The sequence below is a fragment of the Streptomyces sp. V4I8 genome (assembly GCF_041261225.1).
Taxonomy (GTDB): Bacteria; Actinomycetota; Actinomycetes; order Streptomycetales; family Streptomycetaceae; genus Streptomyces.
Genome location: NZ_JBGCCN010000001.1, coordinates 1448838 through 1461026, shown reverse-complemented (window position 1 = coordinate 1461026; position 12189 = coordinate 1448838). Strand labels below are relative to the sequence as shown.

Sequence of the window (12189 nt, the reverse complement as noted above, 5' to 3'; positions counted from 1 at the left end):
GCGCCGTGGGCCATGGGGCCGGGTAGCCCATGTGGGCGTGAGCGCGGGCCGTTGTCAGTGGCCCGCGCTACCTTCCTTGAAGTCGGCCTGCGGCCCAATTCCTGGAGGATTCATGGCCTCGCGTCTCAACCCCTACATCACCTTCGCCGGTGACGCCCGGCAGGCGATGGAGTTCTACAAGGAAGTCTTCGGCGGCACCCTGGTGCTCAACACCTACGCCGAGTTCGGTCAGAAGGACACCCCGATGGCCGACAAGATCATGCACGGCATGCTCGAGACCCCCAGCGACTTCACCCTGATGGGCGCGGACACCCCGACGGACGACCACCGGCCCGGCAACAACATCTCCGTGAGCCTGAGCGGCGACGACGACGCCGAACTGCGTGGCTACTGGGACAAGCTCTCGGCCGGGGCCTCGGTGACCGTGCCGCTGGAGAAGCAGATGTGGGGCGATGTCTTCGGTATGTGTACGGACCGGTTCGGCATCACCTGGATGGTGAACATCGCCGGGCAGGCCGGCTGAGCGCGGACGGCCGCCGGGTCACCGCTCCGGCAGCCACTCACCCAGGGCGTCGAGGAGCCGGTCGAGAGCCGGCTCCTCGACGGAGCGGTCCGTCCTGACCGTCCGGCCGTCGAACCGGATCGTGTACTGGAACAGGTCCGCCGCTTCCATGTTCCGCGTGAAGTCGGAGACATCGTCCAGCGCCGGATCGCCGAGCAGCGTCCGCAGCTCGGTGAACTCGGCCGCGCTGGTGCGGCGGACGGCGCGTTTCCCCTGGTCGTCGGTGTGCACGGTGCCGTCGCCCCGCAGGGTCACCTCCTTGTGCACGCCGGCGAATCCGCCGGTGACCTCCATGGTCACCAGCACCTGATCCGGTCCGGTCACGGGGACCGGCGAGGGGCTGGGGGAGGCCGAGGGGGAGATCGCGGGGGAAGCGGCGGTCGAGGGGGAGACCGAAGGGGAACCGGCGGTCGAAGCGCTGACCTGCCCGTCCGTCGGCTCAGCCGCGCCCGCGCCCCCGTCGGAACCGCAGCCGACCAGGACCAGCGTCCCGGCCGCGACCACCACCGTCACGCACCTACCGAACACAGCGCCGCTCCCACTCGTCGATCGCGTCAACTGAAGTGTCCCTACCACAAAACGGGTCGCTCCGGGCCGCGACGGGTTCCGGCCGTCTGTTGACCTAATCGCCCATGAGGGCAGCTACAGGGCGTAAAGCACCGGGGGTGAGGGAAAGGAGCTATACGGCAAACCGCGGGGAGTGGTCGTCAGCGCCCGGAGTGTCGGGCCCGAAGCGCTGGGGAGGGGCCGGGCATGGGCGGGCAGCCCTTGTATCTCGAACCGCGGCTGGAACCGCGGCTGCGCTCGTTGCTGAACTCGCCTGACCTGCTGCACACGCTCACCGACGCCCTGGGGTCCCCACTGCACATGGTCGTTCCCGACCAACTCGCCGACAACCTCCAGCAGTTCCGCTCGGTGTACCGCGCTCACCACCTCTCCGGCCAGGTGTTCTTCGCCCACAAGGCCAACCGGTCCAGCGCCCTGCTGCGGCGGCTCGCCGCCACGGACGCCGGCGTGGACGTCGCCTCGCTGGGGGAGCTGCAGCACGCCCTCGGCGCGGGCTTCGCCCCTGACCGGATCACGGCGACGGGACCGAAGAACCCGGAATTCCTGTGGCTGGCGGCCCGCACGTCGGTCACCGTCAGCCTCGACACGCGAGGCGAACTGGAGCAACTCGCCACGCTGGTACGCGAACACGCGCTGCCCAGGACCCGCGTCCTGCTCCGGTTGTCGGGGTTCGAGACGTCCGGCGTGAGGGTGCTGAGCCGCCCCAGCCGATTCGGCACCGCCGTAAGGGAGTTGGACTCTCTCCTGAAGTCCGTCGAGCGGTGCGGCGACGTGGTCGACCTGGTCGGCGTGGCATACCACCTGGACACGACGAGCCTCGCCGAGAAGGCCACGGCACTGGAGGGCTGTCTGCGGGTGCTGGAGGAGTGCCGGAGCCGTGGGCTCAGGCCCCGGGCCGTGGACATCGGCGGCGGCTTCGGTGTCAACTACCTTGCCGACGGCGGCCAATGGGAGCGGTACACCACCGGACTCACCGAAGCCGTACTGGGCGCGCGCCCGCCGCTGACGTACGGCGGCCACGGCTACGGGCTGCGCAACGAGGCCGGTACGCTGCGCGGCACCCTCGGCCTGTACCCCGCTCACCGCCCGGTAGCGGGCGCCCGCTACCTCGACGAACTCCTGGCGCACCCGGCCGCGTCTTTCGGCGGCAGCTCCCTGGCCGCCCTGCTCCTCGATCACCTCTACGACCTGCACACCGAACCCGGCCGAGCCCTGCTCGACCAGTGCGGACTCACCCTGACGAAGGTGCTGGAGGTACGCGACCAGGAGACCGGCGGCCCCCTTCTCGTACGGCTGGCGGCGAAGGCCGACGATGTGGCCCTGGAGGACCACGGGGTGCTCATGGACCCCGTCGTCGTCCCACGGGACGGGGAGGGGGCGAGTGCCGCCGCGGAACCGGTCGGTGTGCATCTCTTCGGCACCCTGTGCCTGGAGTCCGACCTGATCACGCGCCGCACGGTCTTCCTGCCCCGCCGCCCCGCACCGGGCGACCTGTTGGCCTTCGCCAACACGCCGGATACTGCATGGACTTCCACGCCACCCGTGCCCAGCACCAGCCCGTCGCGTGCAAGGTCGCCGCCTGGCAGGAGGGCGACACCTGGCGCTGGTGCCTGGACGACCAGTACTGGCCGACCACACCCGTGGGGGGAGCGCAGTGAGGTACGACAGCATCACCGAGGCCATCGGCAACACACCGCTGGTGCGCATCGACCCGGCCGTGCACGGCCTGAGGAACATCGACCTGTACGCCAAGCTGGAGCTGCTCAACCCTTTCGGATCGGTGAAGGACCGGGCCGCCTGGAACATGGCGCGCCCCTATCTGGCCGCCGCGGCCGAGGAGGGCGGCCAGGTCGTCGAGCTGTCGAGCGGCAACACCGCCAAGGCGCTCGCGGTCCTCGCGGGCATGCACGGCATGACCTTCAAGAGCGTCACCAACCGGATGCGCATCCCGGAGATCAAGGACCTGCTGCTGTTGCTCGGCGCGGAGATCGAGGAACTGCCCGGCCAGAGCGAGTGTCTGGACCCGACCGCCACCGACGACCCGCTCACCCTGTTCCACCGGACCCTCTCCGAGCCCGACAGCACCTATCTGCACACCGACCAGTACTTCAACCCGCGCAACACCGAGGCTCACTTCACCGGCACCGGCCCGGAGATCGTCAAGGACCTGGACGGACGGGCCCCGGACTGGTTCATCGCCTGCGTGGGCACCGCGGGCTCCTCCACCGGCGTCGCCCGCGCCCTGCGCGAACACGACCCCGCCGTGCGGGTCGCCGGTCTGGTCGCGGCCAAGTCCGACTTCATCCCCGGTATCCGCACCATCGACGAGGCACACGAGGTGGGCCTGTTCGACCCCGGCACCTACGACACGATCGAGGCGGTCACCGCCGACGAGGCGATCGAGGGGATGCTGACCCTCAACCGCCGCTGCGGCATCCTGGCCGGGCCCACCGGGGGTGCCGCCTACTTCGGAGCCGTACGCCAACTACGCGCCGTTGACGCTGAGTTGACGGATCGACAGTCGGCGGATCGAGAGTCGGCGGTATTCATCGTCTGCGACCGCGTCGAGAGCTATCTGAGCTACGTCCGGCAGCGGCGCCCCGACCTCTTCGGCCGACCGCGCCGCAGGAACTCCCCGGCCGACCTGTCGCCGGCGGAGATCCGCACGGCACCGGCCATCGGCGTCGCCGAGGCCCGGACGTGGATCGCCACCGGAGAGCCACTCGTCGTCGACCTGCGCAGCCCCTACGCTTACGCCGCGCTGCACATCGACGGCTCGGTCAACATCGTCGACGAGCTCTTCGAGGAACTCCTCCACGGCGGACTGCCGTTCAGCCGCAACCGCGCGGTCCTGCTGGCCTGCCCGGTCGGCGAGAAGTCCGCCCGGTACGCCGCCCTGCTGACCCGGATGGGACACCCGGACGTCCGCAGCCTGAGCGGCGGCATCATCGCCTGGCGCGACGCGGGCGCGCCCCTCGTACGGGACCGACGCCCATGACCATACCCAGGATCGACACCCAAGGGGCCGTTGTCATCGAGGAGTTGGGGGAGTGGCAGCGTGTTCTGCGCGCCCAGTTCCCGATCATCACGGCCCACCCGGAACTGGCCTATCTGGACAGCGCGGCCACCGCCCAGAAGCCGCAGGCCGTGCTCGACACCGTCCACACCTACCTCACCACGACCAACGCCAACGCCGGACGCGGCACCTATCCCTGGGCCAACCGGACCACCGACCTGGTCGAGCAGGCCCGCCACCGGGTGAAGCGGTTCCTCGACGACCCCGCTCCCGAGCGCTCGACCGTGCACTTCACCAGCGGCACCACCGAGGGCCTGCGCACCGTCGCCCGCGACTGGCTGCCGCGACTCCTCGCCGACGGGGACGAGATCGTCGTCCCGGTCGCCGACCACGAGGCCAACATCGCGCCCTGGCTGGAAGTCCAGCGGCAACTGGCGCGACAGGGTGTCCACATCCGCGTACGCCCGATGCCGTACCAGCGGGCGTCCGGCGACTACGACCACACCGCGCTCACGGAACTGGCGGGCCCGCGAACCCGCTTCGTCGCCGCCAGCCACGTCCACCACGTGTACGGCGGCAACATGAACATCCACCGCATCCGCCGGGCGGTCGGCCCGGACGCGGTCATCTGCCTGGACGCCGCCCAGAGCGTCGGCCACCTGCCCGTGTCCCTGGCCGAGCTGGACGTCGACTTCGTGGTCTTCTCCGGGCACAAGGCCATGGCCCTGCCCGGCACGGGAGCCGTCTGGGCCCGCCAGGCGCGCGGACCGGAGTTCACGCCGGGCGGCTGGTCGGGCACCCCCAACACCGTCGGCATCGCCTCCCTCAGCACCGCCCTGGACTGGCTGGACGCCGCCGGCACCGACCGGATCGAGCGGTGGACGGTCGCCCTGGCGGCCCGGCTCACCGAGCGCCTGCGCCACCTCGACGCCTACGAGATCCTCGGCTGCCAGAGCAGCCTGGCCGCCGGCTCGTCCGTGCAGCGGCGCCAGGGCATCGTCACCTTCCGCCACCAGGCCATCGACTCCGGGGACCTCGGCTTCATCCTCTTCAGCCACGGCTTCATGATCCGCTCCGACCAGCACTGCCAGGGCGGCGCGGGGGAGCGCACCGGCTCGGTACGGGTGAGCCTGCACGTCCACAACACCGCCGAGGAGGTGGACCGGCTGCTGGCCGTCCTTGCCACGCTCGGGTGACGTACCGCCGTTAGGGGGAATGGGAACCGTTTCCACCTGTAGGGTCTGGGCGCAGGGTTGTGAACGGGTACGGAACGGCGAGGTGCACGACGGGATGGGGCTGAGCCTGGCGACGGCGGAGCGATGGGTGGAGCGCTGGGAGCGCCAGCAGCAGCGGTACGCCGTCGACCGCGAGGAGCGCTTCACGGTGATCGCCGATGTGGTGGAGCAGGCCGTGGCGGGCGTCCCGGGCAGGCCGCTCGTCGTCGACCTCGGCTGCGGTCCCGGCTCCCTGGCGGCCCGACTGGCCCGCCGGGTGCCGTACGGGGACATCGTGGCCGTGGACATGGACCCGCTGCTGCTGGAGCTGGCCCGCACCCATCACGCGGACGCCGCCCGCTACGTCGACGTGGTGATCGGCGCGGCGGACTGGACCCGGGCCCTGCGCCTCGACCGCCCGCTGGACGCGGCCGTGTCGACGACGGCCCTGCACTACCTGGGCCCGGACGCCCTGCGCCGCACCTACCGGCAGCTCGCGGGCCTGCTGCGCCCCGGGGGCGTCCTCGTCAACGGTGACCACTTCCCGCACGACGACACCGTCCTCGCCGGACTCGCGGCGTGCGTGGGCCGCCGTCACGCCGAACGCGGTCAGGCCCTGGCGCACGAGGACTGGGCCGCCTGGTGGGCGGCCGTCGCGGAGGACCCGGAGCTGACCGACCTCCTCGCGGAACGCCGACGCCGACAGCCCGCCGCCACCGGCACGGGCGGCAGCGCGAGCGCCGGCACCGGCAGCGTGCCGTGCCTTTCCGTGTCCGCGCACGAACGGCTCCTGCGGCAGGCCGGATTCAGGCACGTCGGTGTCGTCTGGCAGTACGGCGACAGCCATGTCGTCGTCGCTGTCCGCTGACCGTCCCGAGACCCCGCGTTACCAAGCACAGCTAAAGGATTCATCATCCGCCTTGACAGTGTGCGTACTGTTTCGCGACGTTTGAGCTCGCCACAAAGTTCGACATGGGGGAAACAGTGGTGAGGCGCCCGAAAAGCGTCTCTTGGGGGACTCTGGGGGGAGCGGTCACCATGCGATCCACGCACGCCATCACCATTCACAGACCCGAGGAGCTGACCGACTCGCTGCGCCGGGCGTGGCACCGGGCGATGGACGAATCGCCCGACTACGCCAACCCTTTCCTGGCGCCCGAGTTCGCGATCGGAGTCGGCAGGTACCGCAGTGGGGCGCAGGTGGCGGTCCTGCACGAGAACGGGGAGGCCGTCGGCTTCCTCCCGTACGAGCGGGGCCCGTTCGGCGTCGGCCGGGCCATCGGCCTCGGCCTCTCCGACTGCCAGGCCCTGGTGCACCGGCCGGGCGTCACCTGGGACGCCCGGGAACTGCTGCGGGCCTGCGGACTGTCCGTCTTCGAGTTCGATCACCTCGTCGAGCAGAAGCCCTTCGGTCCGTACGTCACGGGGACGTTCGCCTCTCCCGTGCTCGACCTGAAGCCCGGCGAGGGCAGTTACGCCGAGTGGCTGCGCGCCACCTACCCGGGGCAGGCCAAGACGACGCTGAAGAAGGAGCGCCGCCTCGGCCGTGACGTGGGCGAGGTCCGGTTCGTGTACGACGAGCGCGATCCGCGCATGTTGCGCACGCTCATGCGGTGGAAGTCCGCCCAGTACCGCAGAACGGGACGGATGGACCGGTTCTCCAAGCCGTGGATCGTCGACCTGGTGGACCATCTCTTCCAGGTCCGCGAGGAGCACTTCACCGGCATCCTGTCCGTCGTGTACGCCGGTGACCGGCCGGTCGCCGCGCACTTCGGGCCGAGGTCGCGCACGGTGTTCGCCGCCTGGTTCACCGCGTACGACCCCGAGTTCGGCTACTACTCACCCGGACTGATGATGCACTTGAGGATGGCCGACGCCGCCGGCCGGGACGGCGTGACGCTCATGGACATGGGGCGCGGCGAGAAGGAGTACAAGGACTGGCTCAAGACCCGCGAGCTACGGGTGGCCGAAGGGTTCGCGATACGCCCGCACCCGGTGGCGGCGGCACACCGGCTGTGGCGCAGACCGGTGCGCGGCCTGAGAAACACCGTCCTCGCCCACCCCAGACTGCGCGATCCCGCCGACCGGCTGCTCAGGACGGTCGGCACCCTGCGCACCTCGGGCCCGGCCCACCCGGGAGAAGCGGGAGCCCGCGCCCGCTGAGCGGGCCCACTCCCGCCCGTCCCTTCTGCCCAACGCACGCCTAGGCGCCGTTCCGCCACGCCCCGCACGGCGGCCCCGGTCGACGCACACGAACGCGCACCGCCCGCCTCGGGCAACCCTTCGCCGGACCCTTCCACGGAAGAGGTGACCATGCCGTACGGATCGCGGCTCGCCGCGATGATGACACGGCGCATCGGACGCGAATGCGTCTACACGCCCTCGGCCCGACTCGCCCTGTACCTGGCGCTGCGGCGCTGGTGCCGGCCGGGCGCACGGGTGCTGATGTCCCCGGTGAACGACGACGTGATCCTCTTCGTCGTCCTCGCGGCCGGACTGCGCCCCGTCCAAGCGCCCGTGTCCCAGTGGGACGGCAACATCGACCCGGCCGCCGTACCGGAGTCCACCTGGCGCGACGTGGACGCCGTCCTGACCACGAACCTGTACGGCCTGCCCGACCGGGTCGTCGAACTGCGCCGCCGCTGCGACGAGTTGGGGATCCCCCTGATCGAGGACGCGGCGCACGCCATCGGCACCCATGTGGACGGGCAGCCCATCGGGACCTTCGGGACGGCGGCGGCGTTCAGCCTGTCCAAGCACGTGGCGGGGATGGCCGGCGGATTCCTGGCCGTCGAGGACGCGCGCACCCGACGGGAGCTGGAGCTCCTGCGCGACGACCTGCTGACTCCACGGCGCCTGCGCGACGACCTGTCCACCACGCTGCGCCCGCTCGCCCGGTCCACCGTACGCACGCTCCACATCGTCCGCCCCGTGTGGCGCACGATGCAGCGCCTGGGGCTCCTGGAACGCGACGACTTCCGCATGGCCCTGCACGCCCCCCGCCTCGCCGGCAGCGCCCACCACGCCCCGAGCCTGGCCGCGTACGAGCCCTGGGTACGGGTCGACCTGCACGGCTTCCGCTCCCGCCACGGGACCCTGGTCCGGGGGCAGTTGGAGCTGCGGATGACCCTGCTCGACGGCGACCTCGCCCGGCGCCGGGCCGGCGTCTCACTGCTGTCGGGCACCACTTGGGCCAGCCCGGCACTACGCGACCGGGCGGGCGACGGCCTGCCGCCCCTGTTCCGGGTACCCCTCCTCGTCCACGACCGCGACGCTCTCCTCGAACGCCTGGTGAACCACGGCGTGGTCGCCGGATACGTATACGACCCACCGCTCGACGACTACGCGGGCGCCGAGTTCGTCGAACCGTCCCCCGACCCCAGGGCCGCCCGCTGGTTCGCCGCCCACACCCTGCCGGCCGACCCCCTGCTGGCCCGCAGGATCGCGGCCGCCCTCACGAAGGAACGGGCGACTGCGGCCCACCCGCCGCTGTCGGCCACCCAGGTTCCGGGCCCCGATCCGACGACCACTCTGCCGACGCCCCTGGGGCCTTAGAGCCTGCGATCGACGGCCCGTCGCGGCACATACCGCCCCCGCCTACCCTGGAAGCGTGGCTCGGTCCAACGACGAGGTCGCCGCACTCCTCCAGGAGTACGCGGATCTGATCTCGATCACCGGAGGAGACGCGTTCAGGACGCGTACGTACGAGAAGGCCGCCCGGGCGATCGGCGGCTATCACGCCGACGTGTCCACGCTCGACGTCAAGGGGCTCCAGGAGATCCCCAACGTCGGTAAGTCGACCGCCCAGAAAGTCATCGAGTACTTCACCACCGGCAAGGTGTCCGTCGTCGAGGAACTGCGCGCGAAGATCCCGGCCGGAGTCCGGCAGCTCACGGCCATCCCCACGCTCGGCCCGAAGAAGGCCCTGGTCATCTACCAGGAACTGGGCATCTCCACGACCCAGGAACTCGCGGACGCCATCCACGAGGAGCGGCTGCGCGACCTGAAGGGCTTCGGGCCGAAGACGGAGGAGAACATCCTGCACGGCATCGGCCTGCTCCAGTCCTCCGGCGACCGGGCCCTGATCGACGCGGCCATGACCCTCGCCGAGGACATCGTCGGCGAGATGTCGCGGGTGGCCGGCTGCGAGCGCTGCTCCTACGCCGGCTCGCTGCGCCGCGTGCGCGAGACCATCGGCGACATCGACATCCTCGTCGCGGCGAAGAAGTCGGAGCCGGTCATGCGGGCCTTCACCGAGCTGCCGTACGTCTCGGAGGTCATCGCGCACGGCGAGAAGAAGACGTCGGTCCGCACCAGCAAGGGCCTCCAGGTCGACCTGCGCGTCGTCCCGCCGGACTCCTGGGGTGCGGCGATGCAGTACTTCACCGGCTCCAAGGCGCACAACATCCGCACCCGGGAGATGGCCGTCCACAAGAAGCTCAAGCTCTCCGAGTACGGCCTCTTCGACACCGAGACCGGCAAGAAGATCGTCTCCGAGACCGAGGAGGACGTGTACGCCCGGCTCGGCCTGCCGTGGATCCCGCCCACCCTGCGCGAGGACCGGGGCGAGATCGAGGCCGGGCTGCGCGGCGAGCTGCCCGAGCTGGTGCAGGAGAAGGACATCCGGGGCGATCTGCACACCCACACCGACCTCACCGACGGGCTCGCCCCGCTGGAGGACATGGTCGCCGCGGCCGCCGAGCGCGGCTACGCCTACTACGCCGTCACCGACCACGCCCCGGACATGGCCATGCAGCGGATGACCGACGAACGGATCCTGGCGCAGCGCGAGCGCGTCCGCGAACTCGACGGGACGTACGGCAGGCGCGGCAAGCGGGCCGGCATGCGCGTGCTGCACGGCACGGAACTGAACATCGGCCCCGAGGGGGACGTGGACTGGCCACCCGAGTTCCTCGCCGGTTTCGACCTGTGCGTGGCCTCGGTGCACTCGCACTTCAACCAGGAGCGCGAGGCGCTGACCCGGCGGATCGTGCGGGCCTGCGAGAACCCCCACGTCCACATCATCGGCCACCCCACCACCCGCCTCCTCGGCAGGCGGCCCGGCATCGACGTCGACCTGGACGCGGTCTTCGCCGCCTGCGCGCGCACCGGCACGGCCCTGGAGATCAACTCCCATCCCGACCGGCTCGACCTGCGCGACGAGGACATCCTGCGGGCCAGGCGGCACGGCGTGAAGTTCGCCGTCGACAGCGACGCCCACGCCGTCATCCACCTGGCCAACCTGCGCTACGGCGTCGGCACGGCACAGCGCGGCTGGCTCACCAAGGACGACGTGATCAACACCTGGCCGCTGACCCGGCTGCGGCGCTTCCTGGACAAGGGCTGACCTCTGCGAAGGGCCTCCGAGCGCGCCGAGCGCGGTCGGATCCCGCTCGTGTTCGAGTCGTGCAGGTTGAAACTCGTGCGAATCAAGGTCTTGTAGCCAGATTTAACGAGGGTTAGTTTAACCGTCACTCGAAGCCGGGCCCGGGCTCCCGAGGGCTGTTCCCTGCGTGTTCGCCCGTTTCACCGGAGGAGTAGTGCCATGCCAGTTGACAAGCTTCAGGTGTCCCGCCGGGGTTTCCTCGGCCTGGGACTCGCGGCCGGTGTCGTGACCCTCACCGCGTGCGGTTCCGGCAGCGGAAGTTCGAGCGGCCCGCTCGTCATGACCGTCTGGGGCGGCGACGCCGACCGCAAGACGTACCAGAAGCGCATTGACCTGCTGGTGAAGAAGTACCCGGAGCTGAAGGTCAAGCTCCAGCTGATCCCCAGCGACGCGTACGCCCAGAAGGTGCAGACGATGATCGCGGGCGGCAGCGGTCCGGACATCATGCAGGTCGCCGAGAGCGTCAACACCTACTCCAGCAAGAACCAGCTCCTGCCTCTCGACGACCTCGCCAAGAAGGCCGGCCTCGACACCGAGAAGCGGTTCGGCCCGGTCGGCTCCATCTACACGTACGAGGACAAGCTGTACGCGGTCCCGGACCGCTCCGGCGCGATCACCGTCTACTACAACAAGGACCTGTTCGAGAAGAAGGGCATCAAGGCGCCCACCGCCGAGTGGACCTGGGACGACGCGCTCGACGCCTTCAAGGAGCTCACCGTCCCCGGCAAGCAGTGGGGTTACACCGGCGCCGAGTGGTACCCGCAGTGGTGGAGCCTCGCCTACCAGAACGGCGGCACCATCATCGACGCGAACGGCCGCCCCGCCGTCGACAGCGACGAGGTCGTCGAGGCGCTCCAGTGGGCCGGCGACCTGGTCTTCAAGCACAAGGTGGCGCCGAGCAAGGCGGACTACGCCGACATGGGCTCCGAGGTCGGCGGCGACCAGGCCTTCCCGATGCAGAAGTGCGCCACCCACGCCAACGGCTTCTGGGTCACCGCCGGTCTGACGGACGCGAAGTTCGCGTGGGACATCGCGCCGATCTGGCGCGGCAAGAAGCAGGCCGTGTCCGCGTTCGGCAGCGGCCTGGCCATCTCCCGCACCTGCAAGCAGCGCGACAACGCCTTCAAGGCGATCGACTTCCTCACCTCGGACGCGGCGCAGCAGCAGATCATCGACGACGGCGAGGACGTACCGGCCAGCCTCGCGGTGCAGCAGAGCGACGCGTTCCTCAAGCCCGCGTGGATGAAGACCGACGTCAACATGGGCGCGTTCGCCGAGTCCAGCGACTTCATCTTCCGCGCGCCGTTCATCCCCGAGTGGAACGAGATGACGTCGGCCATCGACTCCGGCCTCGCCAACTTCTGGCTCGGCAAGGAGAGCGCCAAGAAGGCGCTGACCGCCCTTCAGAAGGACCTCGAGTCCATCATCAAGTCCGCGGGATGAC

General features: G+C 70.3%; 9 protein-coding genes and 1 pseudogene. 9 read left to right on the top strand and 1 reads right to left on the bottom strand.

What is annotated here, in order from left to right; all coding sequences use genetic code 11:
- Positions 1-112 precede the first annotated feature (112 nt).
- A complete protein-coding gene (locus ABIE67_RS06585) occupies positions 113-523 on the top strand; it encodes a VOC family protein (protein ID WP_370254775.1) in 411 nt (136 codons plus the stop codon).
- 18 nt (positions 524-541) lie between these two features.
- Here the strand turns inward: ABIE67_RS06585 and ABIE67_RS06580 are convergent, their stop codons facing one another.
- Entirely contained in the window at positions 542-1075 is a 534-nt protein-coding gene (locus ABIE67_RS06580; protein WP_370254773.1) for a hypothetical protein, read from the bottom strand.
- A gap of 240 nt (positions 1076-1315) precedes the next feature.
- Between ABIE67_RS06580 and ABIE67_RS06575 the strand changes: the two are divergent.
- The 8 genes and pseudogenes from ABIE67_RS06575 to ABIE67_RS06540 all read left to right on the top strand — a co-directional run bounded on the left by ABIE67_RS06575 (position 1316) and on the right by ABIE67_RS06540 (position 12188).
- A pseudogene (locus ABIE67_RS06575) lies at positions 1316-2787 on the top strand (Y4yA family PLP-dependent enzyme).
- Positions 2784-4127 (top strand): pyridoxal-phosphate dependent enzyme, encoded by a 1344-nt coding sequence (locus tag ABIE67_RS06570; protein ID WP_370254771.1) that lies wholly within the window; start codon positions 2784-2786, stop codon positions 4125-4127. Before ABIE67_RS06575 ends, ABIE67_RS06570 begins: the two are co-directional and overlap by 4 nt.
- Positions 4124-5341 carry an aminotransferase class V-fold PLP-dependent enzyme gene (locus ABIE67_RS06565; RefSeq protein WP_370254769.1) on the top strand — a complete coding sequence of 406 codons (1218 nt, stop codon included), beginning with the start codon at positions 4124-4126 and terminating at the stop codon, positions 5339-5341. The genes ABIE67_RS06570 and ABIE67_RS06565 overlap by 4 nt, the downstream gene beginning before the upstream one ends.
- Positions 5342-5435: 94 nt before the next feature.
- Positions 5436-6227 carry a trans-aconitate 2-methyltransferase gene (locus tag ABIE67_RS06560; protein WP_370254767.1) on the top strand — a complete coding sequence of 264 codons (792 nt, stop codon included), beginning with the start codon at positions 5436-5438 and terminating at the stop codon, positions 6225-6227.
- Positions 6228-6397: 170 nt separating this feature from the next.
- Complete coding sequence (locus ABIE67_RS06555) at positions 6398-7522, top strand: GNAT family N-acetyltransferase (RefSeq protein WP_370254765.1); 1125 nt, start codon at positions 6398-6400, stop codon at positions 7520-7522.
- A gap of 150 nt (positions 7523-7672) precedes the next feature.
- On the top strand, positions 7673-8914 hold the full coding sequence (locus ABIE67_RS06550; protein ID WP_370254763.1) for a DegT/DnrJ/EryC1/StrS family aminotransferase: 1242 nt from the start codon (positions 7673-7675) through the stop codon (positions 8912-8914).
- 55 nt (positions 8915-8969) lie between these two features.
- Positions 8970-10706, top strand: coding sequence for a DNA polymerase/3'-5' exonuclease PolX (gene polX, locus ABIE67_RS06545; RefSeq protein WP_370254761.1), 1737 nt, complete (start codon positions 8970-8972; stop codon positions 10704-10706).
- 198 nt (positions 10707-10904) lie between these two features.
- On the top strand, positions 10905-12188 hold the full coding sequence (locus ABIE67_RS06540; RefSeq protein ID WP_370254759.1) for a sugar ABC transporter substrate-binding protein: 1284 nt from the start codon (positions 10905-10907) through the stop codon (positions 12186-12188).
- Position 12189 lies beyond the last annotated feature (1 nt).

Bases quoted from the DNA above. Each gene is read 5' to 3' on its own strand.
- ABIE67_RS06540 (WP_370254759.1), top strand. From the start codon at position 10,905: ATGCCAGTTGACAAGCTTCAGGTGTCCCGCCGGGGTTTCCTCGGCCTG.
- ABIE67_RS06585 (WP_370254775.1), top strand. From the start codon at position 113: ATGGCCTCGCGTCTCAACCCCTACATCACCTTCGCCGGTGACGCCCGG.
- ABIE67_RS06550 (WP_370254763.1), top strand. From the start codon at position 7,673: ATGCCGTACGGATCGCGGCTCGCCGCGATGATGACACGGCGCATCGGA.
- ABIE67_RS06560 (WP_370254767.1), top strand. From the start codon at position 5,436: ATGGGGCTGAGCCTGGCGACGGCGGAGCGATGGGTGGAGCGCTGGGAG.
- ABIE67_RS06555 (WP_370254765.1), top strand. From the start codon at position 6,398: ATGCGATCCACGCACGCCATCACCATTCACAGACCCGAGGAGCTGACC.
- ABIE67_RS06565 (WP_370254769.1), top strand. From the start codon at position 4,124: ATGACCATACCCAGGATCGACACCCAAGGGGCCGTTGTCATCGAGGAG.